Annotated in this window: 20 protein-coding genes; 4 read left to right on the top strand and 16 right to left on the bottom strand. The window is 64.5% G+C overall.

The annotated features are described in order from the left end of the window. The first annotated feature begins 285 nt into the window (after positions 1-285). On the top strand, positions 286-1,302 hold the full coding sequence (locus tag QUW00_RS05250) for a bile acid:sodium symporter family protein (RefSeq protein ID WP_289613338.1): 1,017 nt from the start codon (positions 286-288) through the stop codon (positions 1,300-1,302). A 46-nt stretch (positions 1,303-1,348) separates the two neighbouring features. Here QUW00_RS05250 and QUW00_RS05245 read toward each other — a convergent pair whose 3' ends face one another. From QUW00_RS05245 to QUW00_RS05215, 7 genes are all read right to left on the bottom strand, one after another. Continuing rightward, positions 1,349-2,191, bottom strand: coding sequence for a Cof-type HAD-IIB family hydrolase (locus tag QUW00_RS05245; RefSeq protein ID WP_289613337.1), 843 nt, complete (start codon positions 2,189-2,191; stop codon positions 1,349-1,351). A 17-nt stretch (positions 2,192-2,208) separates the two neighbouring features. After that, complete coding sequence (locus QUW00_RS05240; protein ID WP_289613336.1) at positions 2,209-2,901, bottom strand: copper homeostasis protein CutC; 693 nt, start codon at positions 2,899-2,901, stop codon at positions 2,209-2,211. Between the two features lie 587 nt (positions 2,902-3,488). Then, the gene (locus QUW00_RS05235) at positions 3,489-4,190 is read right to left on the bottom strand and encodes an ABC transporter ATP-binding protein (RefSeq protein ID WP_289613335.1); all 702 of its coding nucleotides are present in this window, start codon (positions 4,188-4,190) and stop codon (positions 3,489-3,491) included. Beyond that, on the bottom strand, positions 4,191-5,066 hold the full coding sequence (locus QUW00_RS05230; RefSeq protein WP_289613334.1) for an ABC transporter ATP-binding protein: 876 nt from the start codon (positions 5,064-5,066) through the stop codon (positions 4,191-4,193). It abuts the gene before it with no gap. Continuing rightward, entirely contained in the window at positions 5,059-6,147 is a 1,089-nt protein-coding gene (locus QUW00_RS05225) for a branched-chain amino acid ABC transporter permease (RefSeq protein ID WP_289613333.1), read from the bottom strand. The genes QUW00_RS05230 and QUW00_RS05225 overlap by 8 nt, the downstream gene beginning before the upstream one ends. A 9-nt stretch (positions 6,148-6,156) precedes the next feature. Continuing rightward, entirely contained in the window at positions 6,157-7,038 is an 882-nt protein-coding gene (locus QUW00_RS05220; RefSeq protein ID WP_289613332.1) for a branched-chain amino acid ABC transporter permease, read from the bottom strand. A 185-nt stretch (positions 7,039-7,223) separates the two neighbouring features. Continuing rightward, positions 7,224-8,501 carry an ABC transporter substrate-binding protein gene (locus QUW00_RS05215; RefSeq protein WP_289613331.1) on the bottom strand — a complete coding sequence of 426 codons (1,278 nt, stop codon included), beginning with the start codon at positions 8,499-8,501 and terminating at the stop codon, positions 7,224-7,226. A gap of 429 nt (positions 8,502-8,930) precedes the next feature. On the opposite strand from QUW00_RS05215, the gene QUW00_RS05210 reads away from it, so the two are divergent. Next, the gene (locus QUW00_RS05210) at positions 8,931-10,268 is read left to right on the top strand and encodes a homoserine dehydrogenase (RefSeq protein WP_289613330.1); all 1,338 of its coding nucleotides are present in this window, start codon (positions 8,931-8,933) and stop codon (positions 10,266-10,268) included. Between the two features lie 185 nt (positions 10,269-10,453). Continuing rightward, positions 10,454-10,831 (top strand): hypothetical protein, encoded by a 378-nt coding sequence (locus QUW00_RS05205; protein WP_289613329.1) that lies wholly within the window; start codon positions 10,454-10,456, stop codon positions 10,829-10,831. A 42-nt stretch (positions 10,832-10,873) separates the two neighbouring features. Here QUW00_RS05205 and QUW00_RS05200 read toward each other — a convergent pair whose 3' ends face one another. Together QUW00_RS05200 and QUW00_RS05195 are read right to left on the bottom strand one after the other, a co-directional pair. Next, positions 10,874-11,311 (bottom strand): metallopeptidase family protein, encoded by a 438-nt coding sequence (locus tag QUW00_RS05200; protein WP_289613328.1) that lies wholly within the window; start codon positions 11,309-11,311, stop codon positions 10,874-10,876. 21 nt (positions 11,312-11,332) lie between these two features. Further along, positions 11,333-12,157 (bottom strand): alpha/beta hydrolase, encoded by an 825-nt coding sequence (locus tag QUW00_RS05195; protein WP_289613327.1) that lies wholly within the window; start codon positions 12,155-12,157, stop codon positions 11,333-11,335. A gap of 224 nt (positions 12,158-12,381) precedes the next feature. On the opposite strand from QUW00_RS05195, the gene QUW00_RS05190 reads away from it, so the two are divergent. Beyond that, positions 12,382-16,125 carry a phosphoribosylformylglycinamidine synthase gene (locus QUW00_RS05190; protein ID WP_289613326.1) on the top strand — a complete coding sequence of 1,248 codons (3,744 nt, stop codon included), beginning with the start codon at positions 12,382-12,384 and terminating at the stop codon, positions 16,123-16,125. A 145-nt stretch (positions 16,126-16,270) separates the two neighbouring features. Here the strand turns inward: QUW00_RS05190 and QUW00_RS05185 are convergent, their stop codons facing one another. The 7 genes from QUW00_RS05185 to QUW00_RS05155 form a co-directional block, all read right to left on the bottom strand. After that, positions 16,271-16,531, bottom strand: a complete 261-nt coding sequence (locus tag QUW00_RS05185; protein WP_289613325.1) for a hypothetical protein — start codon at positions 16,529-16,531, stop codon at positions 16,271-16,273. A 1-nt stretch (position 16,532) separates the two neighbouring features. Beyond that, positions 16,533-16,823, bottom strand: coding sequence for a hypothetical protein (locus QUW00_RS05180; RefSeq protein WP_289613324.1), 291 nt, complete (start codon positions 16,821-16,823; stop codon positions 16,533-16,535). A 256-nt stretch (positions 16,824-17,079) separates the two neighbouring features. Next, entirely contained in the window at positions 17,080-19,101 is a 2,022-nt protein-coding gene (locus QUW00_RS05175; protein WP_289613323.1) for a PTS fructose transporter subunit IIABC, read from the bottom strand. Between the two features lie 108 nt (positions 19,102-19,209). After that, a complete protein-coding gene (gene pfkB, locus QUW00_RS05170) occupies positions 19,210-20,121 on the bottom strand; it encodes a 1-phosphofructokinase (RefSeq protein ID WP_289613322.1) in 912 nt (303 codons plus the stop codon). A gap of 39 nt (positions 20,122-20,160) precedes the next feature. After that, positions 20,161-20,913 (bottom strand): DeoR/GlpR family DNA-binding transcription regulator, encoded by a 753-nt coding sequence (locus QUW00_RS05165; RefSeq protein ID WP_289613321.1) that lies wholly within the window; start codon positions 20,911-20,913, stop codon positions 20,161-20,163. Between the two features lie 290 nt (positions 20,914-21,203). Continuing rightward, on the bottom strand, positions 21,204-21,728 hold the full coding sequence (locus QUW00_RS05160) for a hypothetical protein (protein WP_289613320.1): 525 nt from the start codon (positions 21,726-21,728) through the stop codon (positions 21,204-21,206). A 5-nt stretch (positions 21,729-21,733) separates the two neighbouring features. Beyond that, positions 21,734-22,279, bottom strand: a complete 546-nt coding sequence (locus QUW00_RS05155) for a DUF6036 family nucleotidyltransferase (protein WP_289613319.1) — start codon at positions 22,277-22,279, stop codon at positions 21,734-21,736. Between the last annotated feature and the right edge of the window lie 94 nt (positions 22,280-22,373).

Below are 22,373 nucleotides of genomic sequence, written 5' to 3'. Positions count from 1 at the left end.
GAACATCTCCATTATACGCACCGTGCGGACAGAATCGACAGGCATGCGGGGAGCGGCGACGAACCCGACCGTGGGCGGATATGGCCAAAACGACGGAAAGGCGCAAGGGGGCGTCGCCCCCCTGCGCCACCTACGCCCCCCCGCCGCGCCCGCATCGCTTCCGAACGAATACGCAAGAATGTTCCGTGTGACACTTGTCCCGGTAATCTGTCGGTAACAAGCTTTCAGTAGCATGGCGAAGCGCGCAATGTGCGCGAGCAATCTGCGCATATGAGGGGGAAGAACGTGGCTGTCTTCATGGAACGCTGGAAGCGTATGGGATCGGCAATCGGCTCGCACATGGCATTCATCGTCCCGGTGTGCGTGGCGACCGGCGTCCTGCTCCCCGGCGTATTCGGCCCCCTCAAGGCAATCGTCCCGTTCATCTTCGCCATCATGACGTTCCAAGGCGCCCTGTCGAACACCTTCGGCCAGCTGCTGCAGGTGTTCAGGCACCCCGCGCGCCTGTTGGTCATCCTGGCGATCGCCGAGGTCGCCATGCCCCTGCTCGCCTACCTGATCGGGTCTGCCCTGTTCGGCGACAACGTGAACCTCGTCACCGGCGTGGTGCTCGAGTACAGCGTTCCCATCGCCGTCATCAGCTTCATGTGGGTGGGCATCTACGAGGGCGACGGGCCCCTGTGCCTGGCGGCGATCCTCGTATCCACCGTCATCTCACCCGTGACCATACCGTTCACCCTCTCCACCCTCCTCGGCGCATCGATTCATATCGACGCGATGGGAATGATGACGGACATGATCTTTATGATTGCCCTACCGGCGCTCGCGGGCATCATCGTCAACGAGCTCACGCGCGGCTGGGGCCACGACGTCCTCTCCCCGAACTTAAGCCCGCTGAGCAGGCTTATCACCATTGTGCTCATCACGGCGAACTCGACCTCGATGAGCGAATACGTGCTCAACATGACGTGGCAGCGCCTTGAGGTCGCCCTCTTCATCCTTGTCTTCGCTACGTCCGGATTCTTCTGGGGCATGCTGGCCGCCCGCATCATGCACGGCTCGCAGCCCCTGCTGGCAACGATGAGCTTCACCTGCGGGCTGCGCAATATCTCGTCGGGGGCGGTCATCGCCGCCCAGTACTTCCCGGGCGAGACGGTGTTTCCGGTCATGTGCGGAACGCTGTTCCAGCAGATTCTCGCCGCGGTGTTCGGGCACATCATCGACCGTCTATGCGCCGAGGACACCGGGGAGCGCAAACGCAAGATCTCGGCTGCCAAGGTTCTGGCCAAACGCAAGCGGTGAGGCGAGCGGGCCCGCCCCACGCTTTATCTAACATCCAAATCCTGTGCTAACCGAGCGGATCGATCAGCCCGAAGTCAGCGAGCGCACGGGCGAGACCATCCTCATCGATATCCCCGCAGACGACGTCTGCCGCGGCGCGCGCCTCGTCATCGCAGTTGCCCATAGCCACGCCCGTCCGAACGAAGCGCAGCATATCGGCGTCGTTCTCGCCGTCGCCGAACGCCATGGTCTGCTCGCGCGCGATGCCGAAGTGGTCGAGCAGCGCCTGGATGCCGGAGACCTTGCCTCCGGAGGCCGGAACGACATCGTAGGCGCCACGATGCCAGCGGGTCGCCTTGCAGCCCGGCAGGCGTGCCATGAAATCGTCCTCGCGCGTATCGTCCTCGTAGATGATCGCCTTGAGGACCGGCAGGTCCGCGCGGGGCTCGTCAATCGGTGGCACGGGAGTCGAGACCTCTTCTTCGACTCGGCGGACGTGGTCGTTGACGAAATTCGCGTACATCCGCACGGACTCGTAGAACAGGATGGGACGGCGGCAGGCCCGAAACTCCTCAAGCAGCACGTCGAGGTCGTGTCCGACGATGGGATCGGCAAAGATCACGTTGCCCTCGGCATCGCGCGCCTCCTGGCCACCCACCAAGACGTAGCCGTCGAAAGTGAGCTCGTGGAGGGGCAGGTAGGCAAACTCGGGCATGGAGCGCCCGGTTGCGACAAACACCTTGCAGCCCCGACGACGCAACTCGGCCAGGGCAGCGACCGCGCTCGGCGGCACGCGTTTGGTGCGATGCGAGACGAGCGTGCCGTCCACATCGAAGAAGATGGCGCGGGGCGAAAAACCGCCCTCGCGGACATATGCCGTCATCTCGTCATCCCGCTGCATGTTCGCCATGGTATCGCTGCGCACCATCATGCGAGCTTGACGATCTTGGTGCCGTGGGCCTCGGGTGCGCCGATACCCGCCACGACCTCGGTAACGTTTTCATACGTGATACCGGCGCCCGGCAGGATGATGAGACGCCCCGCAGCGTATTCAGTCAGCTCGCGCAGGCGCTCCAAGTTGCCCAGAATGGGAGTTCCGGCAGGCGCGCCGTGCGTGAGGATGCGCGTGACGCCCAGGTCGGCGAGGGCATCGATTGCGGGAAGCTGCGCCTCGGCGGGAAGCGCATCGAAGGCCATGTGGAAGGTGATGTCGATATGGTCGAGGCAAAACGCATCCGCCGCCGCGATCGCCGCGCCGACGATGCGCTTGCACGCGTCCAGGTCGAGCTCGTAGCCGCCCGCCTCGGTTCCCTTGAGGCAGCCGAACACCACGCCGTCGGTCTCGGCCTCGCACGCCGAGAACACGTCGGATTCCATCATGGCGAGCTCGTCATCGCTGTACACGAAGTCGCCGCCGCGCGGGCGGATCATCGTCATCACGCGGGCGCCGTGCTCGTGGGCGTAGGCGACCGTGTGCTCGATGACACCCAGCGACGGGGTCGTACCGCCGACGGCCAGGTTGTCGCACAGCTCGATACGGTTGGCGCCCGCCGTAATGGCCGCAGGCACGTCGGTGAAGTTCTCGGCGCAAAACTCGCGCACAATGGTCGTCTCGCTCACGGATTCCTCCTCGGTAGATGCAGGCATACAGGCGGGGGCACACCGATTATCGGGAGTCTCCCGATTGATCGGAGACCCAGCAGATCGCCAATGCGATGGTCACGAACAACCAGAACGGAACACCCATAGACGCACACCCGCCCTTCCCCACCAGTGTACCCCGCCGCCGCACATCCGGCACGACGGAGTTGAGGCGTACGACGGGTGAGCAAAGCTCCGGCGCGACTTCCGGCACCCCCGTCCGACGCGCGAGGCCCCAGCGCGACACGACAAACCCCCGCCTGACAAAATGAGACTCGAATGAACGCATTCTGTCAGGCGAGGGTCTCGCATGTTGCGGCGGGGTCTCGCATGTCGCGGTGGGGTCTTGCATGTCGCGGCGGGGCCGTACACGTCGCGCTGGGGCCTTGCGCGACGGAAGGGGCGCCGTTATCAGGCGAGGCGCCTCAGCTGCCGGGACAGGGCATCGGGCATCGCGCACAACCGTGAACTATCGAACAAGCCCCGCACGAAAAAGCCCGTCGGCACCCTGAGGCACCGGCGGGCTAAAGCTCGACGTATATGCTGCTCGGCAGCGCGTGAGCAGATCAGCCACCCAGGTAGGCGCGGCGCACGTTGTCGTTGTGCAACAGCTCCTCGCCCGTGCCGGAAAGCGTGACGCGTCCGGTCTCCATGACGTAGGCGCGCGTAGCGATGGAGAGGGCAGCCTGTGCGTTCTGCTCGACCAGCAGAATGGTCGTGCCCGCCTCATGCAGCGCCTGGATGATCTCGAAGATCTGCTCCACAAGAATCGGCGCCAGGCCCATCGAGGGCTCGTCAAGCATGAGCAGCTTGGGGTTGGCCATGAGACCGCGGCCCATCGCGAGCATCTGCTGCTCGCCGCCCGACAGCGTGCCGGCGATCTGGCGACGACGCTCCGCGAGGCGCGGGAAATGCTCGTAGACGCGCTCGAGGTTTCCCGCGATGGTGTCCTTGGGCTGCGTGTAGGCGCCCATGTCGAGGTTCTCCTCCACCGTCATCTGCTGGAAGATGCGGCGCCCTTCGGGCACGTGCACCAGACCGTGCTCGACGATCTTCTCGGCGGACATGTGCATGATGTCCTCGTCCATGAACTTGATGGAGCCCGAACGCGAGCGCAGCAGACCCGACAGGGTCTTCAGGGTCGTGGATTTGCCGGCGCCGTTTGCGCCGATGAGCGCTACGACCTCGCCATCGTTCACCTCGAAGGAGACGTTTTTGATGGCGTGGATCGCCCCGTACCACACGTTGATGTTGTAGACGGACAGCATTTACGCCTCCACCTCCTTCTGCTTGCCGAGATAGGCCTCGATGACCGCATCGTTTTGCTGAATCTCCTCGGGCGTGCCCTTGGCGATGATCTTGCCGAAGTTGAGCACGCAGATGCCCTCGCAGATGTTCATGACGAGATTCATGTCGTGCTCGATGAGCATGATGGCGATCTGGAAGCGGTCGCGGATCTTGACGATGTTCTCCATGAGCTCGGCGGTCTCGGACGGGTTCATGCCGGCCGCGGGCTCGTCGAGCAGCAGCAGCTTCGGGTTCGTGGCGAGCGCGCGCACGATCTCCAGGCGGCGCTGGGCGCCGTAGGGCAACGAACCCGCCTCGTGATCGGCCAAGCCGGCCATATCAAAGATGTCGAGCAGCTCGAGGGCACGGTCGTGGTAGTACTTCTCGCTCTTCCAGTGGTGCGGCAGGCGCAGGATGCTCGTCGCCATGCCGCAGTGATGCTGGTTGTGCAGGCCAACCGCCACGTTCTCCTCGACCGTCATCGAATTGAACAGGCGAATGTTCTGGAACGTACGGGCGACGCCCAGACGGTTCACGCGTGCGGGGTCCATGCCGGCGGTATCCTGGCCGTCGACCATGATCGTGCCGCGCGTGGGCTGGTACACCTTGGTGAGCAGGTTGAACACCGTGGTCTTGCCGGCGCCGTTGGGGCCGATGAGGCCGCAGATCTCGGTGCGGCCGACGGTGATGTTGAAGTCGTCGACGGCTTTGAGTCCGCCGAAATCGATGCCCAGATGCAGGCACTCGAGGGCGGGCGCCTTGCCCAGGTCGCGCTCGGGCATGATGGAGACGCTCGGCACCGGCACCATCTTGGTGCCCTCGCGGCGTGCCTTCGCGAAGTCGGTGAACTTACTCATCGCCCTCACCTCCCTCGGCGGCCACGGCGGCATCGGCGGGCGCCTTGCGCAGGCGGCCGCGGAGCGTCTCGGCGACGCGCTGGTAGATACGCGTGTGCGGAACGACCATCACGAGGATGAGCACGATCGCGTAGAGCAGCATGCGGTACTGGTTGATCGGGCGCAAGATCTCGGGCAGCACGGTAAGGAAGGCGGCCGAGACGATGGAGCCCGAGATGTTGCCCATGCCTCCGAGCACCACGTACACCAGGATGAGGATCGACTGGTTGAAGTCGAACTGGGACGGCGTGATGGTCGAGTAGTTCATGGCGTACAGCACGCCGGCGGCACCGGCGAGCGCAGAGGCGACCGTGAAGGCCATAAGGCGGTACTTGGTCACGTTGATGCCGACGCTCTCGGCAGCGATGCGATTGTCGCGCACGGCCATGATGGCACGGCCGTCGCGGCTGTGCATCAGGTTCAAGACCACGGCGACCGTGATGAGCACGAGCACGATACCGAGCACGAACGTCGAGATCTTGTCGATGCCGACCGCACCCTTGGGCCCGTTGATGAGGATCGTGCCCTGGTTCATGCCGAGCGACGCGGTGTCCTTCATCGAGAAATGCAGGCCGGCGTCATCGATACCGATATAGAAGTTGTTGAGCAGGTTCTTGATGATCTCGCCGAACGCCAACGTCACGATGGCGAGGTAGTCGCCGCGCAGGCGCATGACGGGGATGCCCACCAAAAAGCCGATGATGCCCGCCGCGATGGCACCGACCACCGCCGCGCCCACGAAGAGCACGAGTTCGGACTCGATGCCCATGCGGGCAAGGCAGCCCGCCACGACGACACCGGTGAAGGCGCCGACGCTCATGAAGCCCGCGTGGCCGAGCGACAGCTCGCCCGACACGCCGACCACGAGGTTGAGCGACACGGCGAGCGACACGTACGCGCAGATGGGCACGAGCTGACCGGACAGCGAATTGGAGATAAGGCCCATGCCGTCAAGCAGGGTGACGGCCACGAACGCCACGATCACGATCGCATAGGTGATGATCGTGGAGCGGGTCTGCGGGCTCAGCACTTTGATTCCCATACCGCTCACCTACACCTTCTCGTTCACGGGCTTGCCCAGCAGGCCGGCCGGACGGATGAGGAGCATGACGATCAGCACGGCGAACACCACGGCGTCAGCGAGCTGCGTGGAGATGTAGGCGCGCGCCAGGATCTCGATGATGCCCAGCAGGATGCCGCCGAGCGCAGCGCCGGGGATGGAGCCGATGCCGCCGAGCACCGCAGCGGTGAACGCCTTGATGCCGGGCATGGAGCCGGTCGTGGGCATGAGGGTGGGGTACGCGGAGCACATGAGCACGCCGGCGATAGCCGCAAGGCCGGACCCGATCGCAAACACCATGGAGATCGTCGAATTGACGTTGATACCCATGAGCTGCGCGGCGTCACGGTCCTCGGAGCAGGCGCGCATGGCCTTGCCCATCTTGGTCTTACCCGTGAACATGGTGAGCGCCACCATGATGACGACGCAGGCCAAGATGGTGATGACCGCCGTGGCGCTGATGGTCAGCTTGCCGTCGAACAGCTGCAGCGCCGGCAGGCTGATGATGGACGAGAACGACTTGGGGTCGGAGCCCATGATGAGCAGCGCGGCGTTCTGCAGGAAGTAGCTGACGCCGATGGCGGTGATGAGAACGTTCAGCGACGGGGCGTTGCGCAGGGGCTTGTAGGCCAAGCGCTCCACCACGATACCCAGAACCGTGCAGGCCACGACCGAGAGCAACACGCCCGCGAGCGCGGGAAGCCCCAGGTAGCTCACGGCGCAGAAGCACACGTACGCACCGACCATGATCACGTCGCCGTGGGCGAAGTTGAGCATCTTGGCGATGCCGTACACCATGGTGTAGCCGAGGGCGATGATGGCGTACACGCTGCCCAGGCTCGCGCCGTTGATGATGTTCGCGAGGATCTCCATGGCCCCTCCTTTCTTCTATCAACAAACCGAAAGCGGAGACCGCCTTGCGCGAGGCGGCCTCCGCGTGTGCGTGTAAAAATACCCCAGGGGTTTATTTACACGGCACGAATCACGTATCCAGCTTGAGAACCACGGCGTGTAAATAAACCCCTGGGGTATTTTTACACGCTGCAGCCTTTGAGCCCTTACGCGTCGAGCGGCATGTACACGCCGTCCTGGATGACCATGCCCATGGGTTGCTTGGAGATCTCGCCGGTATCCGACCAGGTGGCCGCCTCGCCAGCGGTGGTCAGACCGGTGAAGGAGAAGTCCGCGGAGGTGAAGGTCTCGACGAGCGCGTCGCAGATGGACGAGGCGTCCATGTCGGCGGTGATGCCGGCGGTCTCGATAGCCTGCCTGAGCGCATAGACGCAGTCGTAGGCGTCGGCGGCGAACTGGTTGGGGGTCTCGCCCTTGCCGTACTCGTCGCTCTTGTAGGTCTCGACGAAGGCCTGCGTGGCCTCGTCCTCGGCGGTGGCGACGAACGGGGTCAGCAGCATGCAGCCCTCGGCGAGCGAGGTGTCGAAGCCCTCGACCGTGAGCAGGCCGTCCATGCCGTCGACGCCGAACCACTTGGGCGCATAGCCCATCTGGTCGGCCTGGGTGAGGATCAGCGAGATCGGGGTGTAGTAGATCGGCAGGAAGACCAGGTCGGCGCCGGCGTTCTTGGCGTCATTGAGCTGGACGGAGAAGTCGGTGGCGGAGTCGTCGGTGAAGGTGGTCTCGGAGACGACCTCGAGGCCGAGGGTGTTCGCCTCGCTCATGAAGCTCTGGTAGATGCCGGTGGAGTAGGTGTCGGCGTTGTTGTAGATAACGGCGATCTTGGTGGCCAGACCCTGCTCGGAGATGTACTGCGCGGAAGCCGCGCCCTGGTTGGGGTCGGTGAAGCACATCTGGAAGACGTTCTCCTTGCGCGGCGTGGAGATGTTGCCCTCGGCGTCGGGCTGGCCGCCGATGACGTCGGTCGACGAGCCGGACGGGGTGATCTGGAACATGTTGTCGGCGTTGGTCTCAGCGGACACGGCGACGCACGGCGTGGTGGTGACGGTGCCCACGAGGATCTGCATACCCCAGTCCTTGAGGTTGTTGTAGGCGTTGACCGACTTCTCGGCGTCGTTCTCGTCGTCCTGGAAGTTGAGCTCGAACTGGATGTCGCCACCCTCGGCGTTGATCTCGTCGACGGCGATCTGGGCGCCGTTCATGACGGCGTTGCCGTAGATGGCAGCGGCGCCGGTGGTGGGGCCGATGCCACCGATCTTGATGGTGGCGCCGGACGCGGAGCCCGCAGAGGAGCTGCCCTCGGATGCAGCGTCGTCGCCGTTGGAGCAACCGGCGATGATGCCTGCCGCCCCCAGACCCGCTAGACCTGCAACAACGCTCCTGCGGCTGACGACAGGATTGAATTTACCGGTGAGGCTCGACATGCGGCTCTCCTCTCACGTGCGGCCAGGCGTATTCGCTGGCGATATATGGAATGACCACCGTACGGATATGCGCGCTTCCCCCGCGGATCCGTAGCAGGTGGGTCGTTTTACCTTAACCGTTTTATGGAAAAAAGGTAAGGTGGCAATTGGCGTAAGACGGCTCTTCCGCAGGTCGGCACTCATGCTTACTAAAGTCGACCTGCAGTTTTGTTTATGCATCGTCTCCTCGACGAACGTGTTACATCTCTGTTACGCACAACGACGCCCCGCGCAGGTCAGGCGGGATACCATGCATGCTGGCATACAGCGGGATGGCCCCGCTGTCTTATGCATCGACCGGCACCCCAGGACGGTCCATCCGTGCGACCCGCGCACGCTGCCCGCGTGCCGGCGACGGACACGCGGCACACGACTCGAGAGGAGCACCCTATGACCAGCTCAGCACGCACCGTGAACGTCGGCCTCATCGGCTTGGGAACCGTGGGCGGAGGCGTTGCGCGCGTCATCGGCCGCCATCGCGAGGAGTACCTGTCCGCCTACGGCATCGACCTGCGCATCAAGCGCGCCTGCGCCCTCGAACCCGAGCGTGCGCGCGAGCTGGGGCTGCCCGACGAGGCCTTCACCCCTGACTGGCATGACGTGGTCGCCGACCCCGATATCGACATCGTCATCGAGCTCATCGGCGGCGAGCATCCCGCCACCGAGATCTTCGAGGCGGCGCTCACGAGCGGCAAGCACGTGGTGTCGGCCAACAAGGCCCTGCTCGGCCGGCACGTGGAGCGCTTGGGCCGCCTCGCCTCCGAACACCACGTCCAGATCCGCTGCGAAGCGGCGGCGGGCGGCGGTATCCCCATCGTCAACGCGCTCGAGCACGCGCTGGTGGGCAATGAGATCCTCACCGTCGCCGGCATCCTGAACGGCACCACCAACTACATCCTGTCCCGCATGGCCAGCGAGGGCCTCGACTTCGCCGAGGTGCTCGCCGACGCGCAGCGCCTGGGCTACGCCGAGGCGGACCCCACCGCCGACGTGGACGGCTTCGACGCGGCGAGCAAGGTGGCCATCCTCTCGTCCATCGCCTTCCACACGCGCGTCACCACCGATGACGTGTTCCAGGAGGGCATCCGCAACGTATCCGCAGCCGACATCGAGCAGGCCGCCAGCCTCGGCTACACGGTCAAGCTGCTCGGCATCGCGCGCAACACGGCCGACGGCGTGGACGTGCGCGTGCATCCCACGATGATTCCGTCCAGCCACATGCTCGCCGGCGTGAACGGCGCCATGAACGCCGTCTACGTGGTGGGCGACGCCGTGGGCGAGACCATGTTCTACGGTGCCGGCGCGGGCTCCTTCCCCACCGCGAGCGCCGTGGTGGGCGATGTGCTCGAGCTCGCCGACGCCATCAGCCATACGCCCGGCCCCAAGGCCGAGATCGAGCCCTTCGGACGCGTGCTGCCGCTGCGTTCCATCGACGAGCTCGCCACGCGCTACTACATCCGCCTGGTCGTCGTCGACCGCGTGGGCACGCTCCTGCCGATCATGGACGTCTTCGCGCGGCACAACATCTCGATCTCGCAGATCAACCAGCTTCAGGACGGCGACGGATCCCGCTGCTCCGTGGTACTGCTCACCCACACGGCCTCCGAGCGCGACATGGCCGCCGCCCGTGCCGAGCTCGAAGCGCTCGACGCCGTGGCGTCGGTGGCGAGCATCATCCGCATCGAGGATGTCGACGCATGGGCTGAAGGCGCCGAGGCAAACGAGTAGACAAGGGCACTCGGCATAGAGAACACAAGGAGGGCGTCGTTCATCGGCGCTCTCTTTTTGGCGCCGGCGGACCTGAGGGCTGGTACGCAGAACAGTTCCCCCGCGGCGCGGCGCGCGTAGAATAAGTCGCTGATCTACCCGCCTCGTTACCGCCGGCGCCCGCGTCGGCGTGCCCAGGGAGCACCATGGTCTGGATACTCACCGTCGTCTATGCGCTGGTCGCTGCCGCCGCCGCGTTCGCCTATGTCTCGGGAACACCGTTCACCTTGGTGACGTTCGGCGCAGCCTGCCTGTCGGCCGGCCTCAGGACCGCGTTCATGATGCACGTCTACCGCGAGCTCGGAAAGCTGCCCTCCCGGCATCCCTTCCTGTCACCCAACGTGCTCGTTGCGGGCGTATGGATCTTCGTCGAGACGGCGCTCGCCTGCGTGCTGGCGGTCTACGGCCTGCACCAGGTCTGCCTTCATGAAAGCGAGGGCGCCACGGCGATCGGCATCGCGTTTGCCGCCTTCCCCGCGGGCATCATCCAGCCCTGGGCGGCGCCCCGTGACGCCGAGAGCTGACGCGCGCAGCGCCGACCTCGGCTCCCGCGCGGGCGGCATGCATCAGTACCCCATGGCGCGCAGGGTCTCCTCGTCGTTGCCGAAATAGTGCCCCACCTCGTGCACCACGGTCTTGCGTATCTGCTCGACAAGCCCCTCGCGCGTCGCGAAGCACCGCTCGTGGGGTCCCTTGAAGATCGAGATGACGTCGGGCACTTCCCCATCGCCGTACCCGAACCCGCGCTCGGTCAAAGGCACCCCCTCGTAGAGGCCGAGAAGCTCCGAGCCCCTTGACTCCGCCTCGGTCCGACCGATCGAGCGAAGCTGGTGCGGGGTCGGCTCGTCTGCGACGACGATCGCCACGTTCTCAAACGCCTCGATGAACCGGTCGGGAAACGCCGCGAGCGCGTCCTCCACCACACGGTCGAATTCCTCATCGGTCAGCTGGTACACGTGTCTCGCCTCCCCGCTCGCCAGCGACAAGATTGTACCTGGCACCATCTTGTCGCTGTCCTCGTCACGTCAGGCACGGGACAGCCACTCGATCGCCAGATCGAGCCAGTGGGCGACATGCTCGTCGCGGTGCTCGTCGTCGACGCCGGTCTGGTCGGTGGCAAGCGAGAGACCGTGTTTGCCCCGATGGAAGATATGGCAATCGAAGTCGACGCCAGCCCCTGCGAGCGCTTCCGCATAGCGAAGGGTGTTGATAACCGGAACGAACCCGTCTTCGGCCGTATGCCAGATGAACGTCCGCGGCGTATCGTCGTCCACCATCCCCTGCACCGCCGTCAGCTCGCCCGGCTCGCACAGGGCGCGCTCGTAGACGTCGTCGCCCGGCCAACCGCAGGAGAAATCGATGACGGGGTAGCCGAGCACCTGAGCGGACACGGACAGATCGCGGCACGAAAGGCCGAGGTCCCACGCAAAGGACCGGCGGCGCGATAGCGAGGAGTACGCCGCGCAGAGGTGCCCGCCCGCCGAGAACCCGAACAAGACGATACGATCCTCGTCCACCGACCACGCTTCCGCCCGGTCGCGCACGAGCGCCACGGCGTGCGCCAGGTCGTACAGCGGATACGGCATCAGCGTACGGCCCGACGCGGCATCGGACTCGTCGAGCACGGTGTAATCGAGCGTGAAGACCTGAAAGCCGCGGGACGCGAGCTCGAGGGCGACAGGCTCCCCTTCGCGCGGCGAACACATGTGATACCCGCCTCCCGGGCAGACGATCGCGGCGGGGCGCAGGCGGCCGGCCTGCGCGGGAATGTTGTCCTGCAGATACGCCGTGAGCGCAGGGGTCTTGTCGCCGTAGCCCGATTCCGGCAGCTCGATGGTCTCGATACGCATGCTGGTCCTTTCGTCGCGCGCAGATGCTCCTAGTGTACCCGGTGGCACGTAAGCGTCGCCCGCGATTGTCCGCAGTCCGATGTCGACTTCGTACCCTCGCGGTCGCAGGCAGAAATTCGTACGCAGCTGTCGTATCATGGTGGGGTTAGCACCGCGGGCTGAAGGCGCACGACCGCTGCCCGCGAAACCCTTGTGACCGCGTCTGCACAGGAAGGCAGGAACCCATGGTCTTACGCATCTACGTGGAGAAGAAGCCCGGATTTGACGTCGAGGCGTCCCAGCTCAAAAGCGAGCTGACCGGTATCCTTGGCATCTCCGGCCTCGAGGGCCTGCGCCTTCTCAACCGCTACGACGTCGAGGGCGCCGACCAGGAGCTCTTCGACCGCTGCCGGCCCGTCGTGTTCTCCGAGCCGCAGGTCGACCTCACCTATGACGAGCTGCCCGACGTGCCCGGCGCCGCCGTGTTCGCCGTCGAGTTCCTGCCCGGCCAGTTCGACCAGCGCGCCGACTCCGCGAGCGAGTGCATCCAGCTCATCTCCTGCGGTGAGCGTCCCGTCGTGCGCTCGGCGAAGGTGTACATCCTCACCGGCGACCTGAGCGATGCGGATGTGGAAGCCATCAAGAACTACGTGGTGAACCCGGTCGAGGCGCGCATCGCCAGCCTCGACAAGCCCGAGACCCTCGCCGCCGACATCCCCGAGCCCGAGCCCGTCGCGATCCTGACCGGCTTCCGCGAGCTCGACGGGGCGGGCCTTGCCGCCATGATCGCCGACCTGGGCCTTGCCATGGACGAGGCGGACATCGCGTTTTGCCAGCAGTACTTCCTCGACGAGGGCCGCGACCCGACCATCACCGAGATCCGCGTGATCGACACCTACTGGTCCGACCACTGCCGCCACACCACCTTCGGCACCGTGCTCGACGACGTCACGATCGACGACGAGGTCGTCCAGGCCGCTTTCGACCGCTACATGGAGATCCGTCACGAGCTCGGCCGCGACGAGAAGCCCGTCTGCCTCATGGACATGGGCACCATCGGCGCCAAGTACCTCAAGAAGACCGGCCAGCTGAAGAACCTCGACGAGTCCGAGGAGATCAACGCCTGCACCGTGCGCGTGACCGTCGATGTCGACGGCGAGGACCAGGACTGGCTGTTCCTCTTCAAGAACGAGACCCACAACCACCCGACCGAGATCGAGCCCTTCGGCGGCGCGGCGACCTGCATCGGCGGCGCCATCCGCGACCCGCTCTCGGGCCGCAGCTACGTCTACCAGGCGATGCGCGTCACGGGTGCCGCCGACCCGACCGTGCCGGTGTCCGAGACGCTTGCCGGCAAGCTGCCGCAGCGCAAGCTCGTGACCACCGCCGCAGCCGGCTATTCCAGCTACGGCAACCAGATCGGCCTTGCCACCGGCCAGGTCTCCGAGCTCTACCACCCCGGTTACGTGGCCAAGCGCATGGAAATCGGCGCCGTCGTGGGCGCCACGCCGGCCGACCACGTGCGCCGCGAGTGCCCCGCTCCCGGCGACAAGATCATTCTGCTCGGCGGCCGCACCGGCCGTGACGGCATCGGCGGCGCCACCGGTTCGTCCAAGGCGCACAACGTCGAATCCATCGAGAAGGACGGCGCCGAGGTCCAGAAGGGCAACGCCCCCATGGAGCGCAAGCTGCAGCGCCTGTTCCGTCGCGGCGATGCCTGCCGCCTCATCAAGCGCTGCAACGACTTCGGCGCGGGCGGCGTCTCCGTCGCCGTGGGCGAGCTCGCCGACGGCCTGTACATCGATCTTGACCAGGTGACCAAGAAGTACGAGGGTCTCGACGGCACCGAGCTCGCCATCTCCGAGTCCCAGGAGCGCATGGCCGTGGCCGTGGCCGAGGACGACGTCGACGAGTTCATGGGCTATGCCGCCGAGGAGAACCTCGAGGCGACCGTCATCGCCGAGGTCACCTGCGAGCCGCGCGTCCGCATGGCATGGCAGGGCGTGGCCATCGTCGACCTCACCCGCGAGTTCCTCGCGTCCAACGGCGCGCCCAAGCACCAGGCGGCGCACGTGGAGGCCCGTTCCGTGTGGCAGCCCGCATGGGGCGGTTCCACGCTGGCCGAGCGCATGCGCTCCCTCGTCACCGATCTGAACGTGTGCTCCAACAAGGGCCTGGCCGAGCGCTTCGACTCCACCATCGGCGCGGCGACCGTGCTCATGCCCTTCGGAGGCGCCACGCAGCTCACGCCCGCCCAGGCCATGGTCGCCAAGTTCCCCGTGGACGGCGAGACCACGACGGCCTCCGCGATGGCATGGGGCTTCAACCCGTTCCTCATGGAGGCTGACCAGTTCGCAGGCGCCTACCTGTCCGTCGTGGAGTCCGTGGCCAAGCTCGTGGCGGCAGGCTTCGCGCATGAGAGCGCCTACCTCACCTTCCAGGAGTACTTCGAGCGCCTGCGCCAAGAGCCCGAGCGCTGGGGCAAGCCCGTCGCCGCCGTGCTGGGCGCGCTGATGGCCCAGGTCGACCTCGGCGTCGGCGCCATCGGCGGCAAGGACTCCATGTCCGGCTCCTTCGAGGACCTGGACGTGCCGCCCACCCTCGTCTCCTTCGCCGTCGCCGTGGGCCGTGCCGCCGGCGCCGTATCGCCCGAGTTCAAGGGCATCACGCACCGCGTCGTGCGCATCGCCCCGTCCGTCTACGGCGAGGACTGGCGCCCCGACGCCGCCCAGCTGCTCGACGCGTTCGCGCTCGTGGAGAAGCTCGCTGCCGCCGGCGTGGCGCCCGCCATCTCCACGCCCGGCTACGGTGGCACCGCCGAGGCCCTGTTCAAGATGTGCCTGGGCAACCGCATCGGTCTGGAGCTCGCCGAGGACGTCGATGTCGACAGCCTGTTCGAGCCCATGTACGGCAGCTTCATCGTGGAGCTGACCGATGACGCCGACGGCGTGCTCGCCGACGCGCCTGAGGGCCTTGTCATCGAACCGCTCGGCACCACCGTGGAGGCCTACGTGCTCGATTCTGCCGAGGGCGCCATCGATCTCGACGAGCTGCAGGAGGCCTGGGAGGGCGCGCTGGAGGGCGTCTTCCCCTACCGCACGCCTGCCGCCGAGGCCGCCAAGCTCCCCGCTGTGGAGCCGGTCACCTTCGCGTGCGAGGCCCCGCACGTGTACGCCGGCGAGAAGTTCGCGCGCCCGCGCGTGATCATCCCCGTGTTCCCGGGCAACAACTGCGAGTACGACACCGCCCGCGCCTTCACGGCCGCGGGTGCGGTGGCCGACACCTTCGTGATCAACAACCTCACACCCGAGGCCGTCGCCGAGAGCACGAGCGAGCTGGCGCGCCGCATCCGCGCCAGCCAGATCGTCATGATCCCCGGCGGCTTCTCCGGCGGCGACGAGCCCGACGGCTCCGCCAAGTTCATCACGGCGTTCTTCCGCGCACCCGAGGTCACCGAGGCCGTGCGCGAGCTGCTGCAGAAGCGCGATGGCCTCATGCTCGGCATCTGCAACGGCTTCCAGGCGCTCGTGAAGCTCGGCCTGGTGCCCTACGGCGACATCGTCGACGCCACCGCCGACGCGCCCACGCTGACGTTCAACACCATCGGCCGCCATCAGAGCCGCCTGGTGCGCACGCGCGTGGCGTCCAACCTGTCCCCGTGGCTCGCCTCCTGCACGCCGGGCGACACCTACACCGTGGCCATCTCCCACGGCGAGGGCCGCTTCGTGGCCAACGACGACGTGCTCGCCAAGCTCGTTGCCGGCGGCCAGGTCGCCACGCAGTACGTGGATGCGGCCGGCGTGCCGTCCATGGACCTCGACGTGAACCCCAACGGCTCGGTCGCCGCCATCGAGGGCATCACCTCCCCCGACGGCCGCGTCTTCGGCAAGATGGGCCATGTGGAGCGCCGCGGCGAGGGCCTGTACGCCAACGTCCCGGGCGACAAGTTCATGCCGATCTTCGAGAACGGCGTCGCCTACTTCGCGTAAACAAGCGCTCGCAAACCGTCTGCAAAGGGCCTCCCGCAGGAGGCCCTTTTCGTGCGATAAGGCGACAAGATGGTGCCAGCTACAAACTTGTCGGCCCACCTTGTGTAAAAATCAAATCCGATTTCGCGCGCCCCGAATTCAAGCTCTACGGCGCCGCACGGAACGGAACAAGACCGTACACAATGACGGTATCGGTATCGGGGTGGTATTCATAGATGAGGTCGAATGGCTCGACGACAGCCTTCCGAACACCGATTCCATATACCGCCCGAATCGACGCAGGAATATCGGGCGAGCCAATCTCCGGAAACGCCTCTATGGCACTCAGCATGCGCCCCAGGCAACCCTGGACGCGATCCGACCATATCGCGGCGGCATCGTCCAGAAAGCCATCCGTGTAGACCATCCTAGGCACGACAAGCCGCCCTTCGCGCGATCTCGGCGAGCGCGGCATCGGTCCCCTCGACGGTATTGCCGGCTATGACGTCCGCGCGTCCGCGCTCCAGCACCGCACGCATGCGCTCCTCATAGGCTGCCGTCTCACGGGCACGACGCAGCTCGTTTTCGAAAACCTCCTCAGAGCAGAAGACAAAGGCAGCGTTTCCGTTCTCGGTGATGTGAACGACCTGCTTCATCGCTTCGTCCTTGATCTCGCGCTGACGGGTCTTGAGTGCCGCAGAAGAATAGATGGCTGCCACGGTGTCCTCCAAATACAGAATCATGTATCTGATTAAGTACTATATCAGATACCCATTCGCGAAAGACTTCAGCCTCAATTCTGCGGCCAGCAGCGACAAGCTGGCAAGTTGGTGCCAGGTTCAATCTTGTCGGTCAACCATCCTGTCGGTTCTGCCCTGGCGACAAGTTTGTACCTGGCACCATCTTGTCATCAAAGAAGGGCTCCATCCATGCGATGAAGCCCTTCAGGATGAAATCAGATGTTGCGCGGAACGGCTACTTGGCCAGACCGGTCTCCTCTGCCGAGAGCGGCTTTTTGAGGAACGACAGGATCAGGCATGCGACCACGGCGCCGATCACGAGTGCCACAAGGTACATGAGCGGATTGCCGATAACCGGCGTCACCCAGGCGCCGCCGTGGGGCGCGGGGCTCGTGCAGCCAAAGCCCGCGGAGAGCGCGCCGGCGATCGCCGAGCCGATGATGCAGGAGGGCAGCACGCGACCGGGGTCTGCGGCGGCATAGGGAATCGCGCCCTCGGTGATGAACGACAGGCCCATGATGTAGTTCACGATGCCCGCCTTGCGGTCGGCCGCGGACCAGCGATTCTTGAAGAACGTGGTGGACAGGGCGATGGCGATGGGCGGAACCATGCCGCCGACCATGACGGAAGCCATGACGATCTGCGCGGAGGTGGTGCCTGCGGACAGCATGCCGGTGCCGAAGACGTACGCCGCCTTGTTGAACGGGCCGCCCATGTCGACGGACATCATGCCGCCGACCACGGCGCCGAGCAGCACGAGGTTTCCGGTGCCAAGGCTGTTCAGAGCGCCCGTCAGCCACGAGTTGATGGCAGCGAAGATCGGGTTCAGCGCGAGCATCACGAAGCCGATCAGGAAGATGCAGACGAGCGGGTACAGCAGCACGGGCTTGATGCCTTCAAGCGATTCGGGCAGATGGTCGCACAGCCTTTCGAACCCGAGGGTCAGATAGCCGGCCGCAAAGCCCGCGAACAGCGCCGCGATGAAGCCGCCCGAGATGAGCGCCCCCTGCGCTTCGGCATCCATGGCCGTTGCAAGATATCCGAGCGTGAAGCCCTGCTTGGCGAGCCAGCCTCCCACGAAACCAGGGGCAAGGCCGGGGCGATCGGCGATGGACATGGCGATGTAGGCGGCAAGGATGGGCAGCATGAAGTCGAACGCCGTGCCGCCGACCAGGTTGAAAAACGCTGCCAGCGGCGTGGAGCTGCCGTATGCCGCCGTACCCATGCCCTGCGTGTCGAGCAGGAAGGCGATGGCCTTGAGGATGCCGCCGCCCACGACGAACGGCAGCATGTGCGAAACGCCGTTCATCAGGTGCTTGTAGATGGTCGAGCCCATGCCCTCGGTCGAACCGGACGCCGCCGGAGCGGACGCTCCGCCCTCGGCGTGGCAGATGGGCGCCTCGCCGTTCATGATGATGTTGATGAGGCGCTCGGCATCGTTGATGCCGGCGGACACGTTGGTGGAGTACAGCGGCTTGCCGTTGAAGCGGCTGAGTTCGATGCCCTTGTCGGCCGCGATGATGATGCCACGGCAAGCGGCGATTTCCTCGGCGGTAAGGGCGTTCTTGGTGCCGACGGAGCCCTGGGTCTCGACCTTGATGGTCACGCCCATCTGCTCAGCGACCTTCTCGAGGTTCTCAGCGGCCATATAGGTGTGCGCGATGCCCGTGGGGCATGCGGTGATGGCGAGCACCTGCGGCAGGGCCGAATCGGCGGCAGGCGCGGCAGCGGCTGCGGCAGCCTCGCGAGCGGCCTTGGCCTCGGCGGCCTTCCTCTCCTTCTCCGCCTGCTCGGCATCGTGGGCCGCTTCGGCGTCATCGATCACCTTGAGGAACTCGTCGACCGTCTTGGCGGCACGAAGGGCGGCTCCGAAATCCTCATGCATGAGCAGCATCGAGAGCTTGGCGAGCACCTCGAGGTGCACGTTGGCCTGACCCTCGGGCGCAGCGATCATGAAGATCAGATCGGACGGCTTGCCATCGGGTGCATTCCAGTCCACGCCCGCGGGCACGGTGATTGCCGCGAGGCCCGGACGCACGACGGCGTCGGTCTTCGCGTGCGGGATGGCGACGCCGTCGCCCACCGCGGTGCTGAACTGGGCCTCGCGGTCGAGTACCGCCTGACGGTACTTATCGCGGTCGCTGATGTTGCCGCTCGCATCGTGCAGATCGACCAGCACGTCGATGGCTTCGGCCTGCGTTGCCGCCTCGACTCCCAGCTTCACCCCGCTTTTACTGAACAGCTCGGTGATTTTCATGGTGGTAACCCCCTTCCCCGGCATAAGCCGGTCCAACCGCCGAGATTCGACGGATTGTCAACGTATGGATTGATACGAGCGCGACACGTCGCGCAAACGGGCGATGCGTTACTGGCAGATGGTCGTCAGCAGCTCCTCGACCTGGTCGCGCTCGGCCAAGCCCAGCGAGAACGCGCTGGCGGACCCCGTGCACACGCCCATACGGAACGCCTGCTCGTAGCTGCCACCGCTTTCCAGATAGCCGGCGATAAAGCCTGCGACCATCGAGTCGCCCGCACCGACCGAGTTCACCACGGTGCCCTGAGGCGAAGGGCTCTCGATCACGTCTCCGTTCTCGGCGACGAGCACCGCGCCCTCCCCCGCCATGGAGACGAGCACGTTGCGCGCGCCGAGCTCCTGCAGCTTTCTGGCGTATGGGACCACATCCTCGCGCGCCTTCAGCTCGACATCGAAAATATCACCCAGCTCATGGTTGTTGGGCTTGATGAGGAACGGGTGGAACGCCAGCACGTTCATCAGCAGGTCGCGCGTGGCATCGACGACGATGCGGATACCGCGGCCCTCAAGACGCTCCATGATGCGCTCGTAGATGTCACCGGGCAGAGCCGTCGGCACGCTGCCGGAAATGACCAGGATGTCACCGGAGGTCAGGGCGTCGAGTTTCGTGTAGAGCGCCTCGATGTCGGACGGGGCGATATCGGGTCCGATGCCGTTGATCTCGGTCTCCTCGTTCGACTTGACCTTGACGTTGATACGACTCATGCCGTGGCTGACCTCGATGAAGTCGGTGTCGACTCCCTGCAGCTGAAGCCTGTGCGCGATCTCGTCGCCGGTGAATCCGGCAAGAAAGCCGAGCGCGCAGCTCGGGTGTCCCAGGTTCTTCAGGACGATGGACACGTTGATGCCCTTGCCTCCCGCCATGACGGCCTCGGTCGACACGCGGTTGACCGCGCCGAGCGTCAGGTTGTCGACGCCCACGACGTAGTCGAGGCAGGGATTGAACGTCACGGTGTAGATCATGGGGCAACTCCTTTGCATGGGACGGATTCCGCTGGCAGATTACTCGGCGGTAGACACCACGATGATGTTCGCGTATTCCTCGAGGCCGGACGGCAACGCATCGGTCACGACGGTCGCGTCGTCGAAATCGGCGAACGTGACCGGCGAGACCATGGAGAACTTACTGGAATCGCACAGCACGTACGGGCGGAGCGTCTGGGCGAGTGCGGTCGACTTGACGAGCGCCTCCCCCGTCTCGGGCGTGGTAAAGCCCTCGTCGGGCGTCGCGCCGTTGGCGCCGAAGAACCCGACGGTGAAGTGATAGCGCCGCAGGGTCTCCACCGTCTGCTCGCCCACCAGCGCCTCGGTAACGGGCTTGAGCTCGCCTGCGGGCACGAGCACCCGGCAACCTTTGGACAGCAGGGTATGGGCAACCGAGATGGAGTTGGTGAAGTAGGTGGCGCGCGTCTCGGTGATGAAGTCGACGAGACGCTCGGTCGTGGAACCGGCGTCGATGTAGACAAAGTCGTCAGGCCCGATGAACGCGGCGGCGAAACGGGCGATGGCCGTCTTTTCCTCCAGATGCACGCTGTACTTCTCGTAGACGGTCTGATCGGCGGAGACGACCGTGCGGTTGACCGCCGTGGCGCCGCCGTGAACCTTCACGATACGGCCCAGCTGCGCCAGACGTGTCAGGTCGCGGCGAATGGTGGACTCGGAGGCGTCCAGCAGCTGCATGAGATCGGTCGCGGTGATCGATCCGTGCTCGTTGACCAGGGCAACGATCTTCTCAAGGCGGTCTTCTGCAAGCATCTGCGCTCCTCTCGTCGTATCCTTTGGACGGAATCTGTCAAAACCATCCAAAACCATTCTAATTCGTTCACAACGAGAGAATAGCACCAGAATCGGTCACGTTCGGTCATTATCGCCCATCCTGGATAAACGGTCGGTCTGCACCGGTGAGCGGTATTGCCCGTTTTTGATTGATTATGACTTGGCGCGCGACAACATGGGAGCGACAAGCTTGTACCTGGCAGCAACTTGTCGCTATACCCGCCAGACGTGACATGAGGCCAGGCGTTTTTCACGCCCTCGGCATCATGTCATGCCACGATGTATTCGTAGATCTTTCGCGCCGTCTCTCGGCTCACCTTTGCATCATCACCGCCATGAAGATACGCATATACGTTCCCTTTGTTCAGGCCGAGATCTTTGCAGACGCGGTAGCAAGTGATGCCCTTTCGCTCCATGGCTTCGACGGACTTCCGTCGCATGAGCCCGTTGACCCTGCGGTCGGCATCGACGGCACGCTTCCGTGCTTGATACGCTCGCCACACATTTTGATATCGCCGCGGCATCGCCCCGTTTTCGAGAGCATCCTCGAGCGACCCGCCGGCAGCTTCCAGCGTCTCGCATGCCGAATCGTACTCGATCGAAAGCGAGGAACCACTCACAAGGCTCCTCAGATAATCCGCCTTCCCGCGCTCGAGGGCAAGCAAAAGGAGCGGCTCAGCAACACGTGGAGCATCGGTCAGCGCGAAATGCGCAAGCTTCTTGAGGTTTTCCGTTTTCTGCTCAACAAGCTCCTGACAATACAGCTTAAGAAACCCCCTGAACGTAAGGTTCATATCACTCACCTCCGTGCTCGCCACGTTCGCGCATACTGCCGATAGGTCGCAACCATCTCGAGATATCGTCGCTCGGATAGGCACGATGCCTTGGCTTCGTGATCGTTGAAAACCAAGTGCTCCAACATATCCCAATCAATCTGTTGCAAAAACGACGGGTTGGTAAGATCGGCAATGTCGTTCGGCCTCCATGCATAGAGCTTCATGACGGCCAGGTCTTCGAGCGACGGGACGTAGTATCCGATTGCCCTTGTTACGATATCGAGAGCTACGAGGCGATTCTCATAGTTATAGGGAATCGCATCGCAAAACGCCGCAATGTCACCGTTGAGCTCCGGGTAATTCCGAATAATCCCTTTTAGCCGCGAGTCAGCATTCAGAATGTCGACATCATGCGTGACCGGTCGGTTTGTCACCTCGTGAAGAATAAACGCGCTGCCACCCGCAATCACAAGAGGCATCTTTTCTTCCGAGGCGCCAAGCGCGAAATATGCCTCTTCGTCGAGATCGGTCAGCAGCTCTTTAAGACGCGTGCTGTTTAGGTCCCACATCGTCGCCCTCCTAGTATTATTCTTGTTCAATAATACTATAGTCTGAACAATCCAGCGAAGACAGGCCGCACGTTAAATGAGACCAAATGCGGTA

The organism is Collinsella tanakaei, assembly GCF_030373545.1.
Lineage (GTDB): Bacteria > Actinomycetota > Coriobacteriia > Coriobacteriales > Coriobacteriaceae > Collinsella > Collinsella tanakaei_C.
This window is presented reverse-complemented; position numbering and strand designations above follow the sequence as displayed.

Excerpts from the sequence above, each read along its gene's own strand:
- QUW00_RS05175 (WP_289613323.1), bottom strand. The coding sequence starts at position 19,101 with ATGAAAATCACCGAGCTGTTCAGTAAAAGCGGGGTGAAGCTGGGAGTC.
- QUW00_RS05235 (WP_289613335.1), bottom strand. The coding sequence starts at position 4,190 with ATGCTGTCCGTCTACAACATCAACGTGTGGTACGGGGCGATCCACGCC.
- QUW00_RS05190 (WP_289613326.1), top strand. The coding sequence starts at position 12,382 with ATGGTCTTACGCATCTACGTGGAGAAGAAGCCCGGATTTGACGTCGAG.
- QUW00_RS05220 (WP_289613332.1), bottom strand. The coding sequence starts at position 7,038 with ATGGAGATCCTCGCGAACATCATCAACGGCGCGAGCCTGGGCAGCGTG.
- QUW00_RS05155 (WP_289613319.1), bottom strand. The coding sequence starts at position 22,279 with ATGTGGGACCTAAACAGCACGCGTCTTAAAGAGCTGCTGACCGATCTC.
- QUW00_RS05185 (WP_289613325.1), bottom strand. The coding sequence starts at position 16,531 with ATGGTCTACACGGATGGCTTTCTGGACGATGCCGCCGCGATATGGTCG.
- QUW00_RS05205 (WP_289613329.1), top strand. The coding sequence starts at position 10,454 with ATGGTCTGGATACTCACCGTCGTCTATGCGCTGGTCGCTGCCGCCGCC.
- pfkB (WP_289613322.1), bottom strand. The coding sequence starts at position 20,121 with ATGATCTACACCGTGACGTTCAATCCCTGCCTCGACTACGTCGTGGGC.
- QUW00_RS05245 (WP_289613337.1), bottom strand. The coding sequence starts at position 2,191 with ATGGCGAACATGCAGCGGGATGACGAGATGACGGCATATGTCCGCGAG.
- QUW00_RS05200 (WP_289613328.1), bottom strand. The coding sequence starts at position 11,311 with ATGGTGCCAGGTACAATCTTGTCGCTGGCGAGCGGGGAGGCGAGACAC.
- QUW00_RS05165 (WP_289613321.1), bottom strand. The coding sequence starts at position 20,913 with ATGCTTGCAGAAGACCGCCTTGAGAAGATCGTTGCCCTGGTCAACGAG.
- QUW00_RS05225 (WP_289613333.1), bottom strand. The coding sequence starts at position 6,147 with ATGGGAATCAAAGTGCTGAGCCCGCAGACCCGCTCCACGATCATCACC.
- QUW00_RS05210 (WP_289613330.1), top strand. The coding sequence starts at position 8,931 with ATGACCAGCTCAGCACGCACCGTGAACGTCGGCCTCATCGGCTTGGGA.
- QUW00_RS05215 (WP_289613331.1), bottom strand. The coding sequence starts at position 8,501 with ATGTCGAGCCTCACCGGTAAATTCAATCCTGTCGTCAGCCGCAGGAGC.
- QUW00_RS05195 (WP_289613327.1), bottom strand. The coding sequence starts at position 12,157 with ATGCGTATCGAGACCATCGAGCTGCCGGAATCGGGCTACGGCGACAAG.
- QUW00_RS05160 (WP_289613320.1), bottom strand. The coding sequence starts at position 21,728 with ATGAACCTTACGTTCAGGGGGTTTCTTAAGCTGTATTGTCAGGAGCTT.
- QUW00_RS05230 (WP_289613334.1), bottom strand. The coding sequence starts at position 5,066 with ATGAGTAAGTTCACCGACTTCGCGAAGGCACGCCGCGAGGGCACCAAG.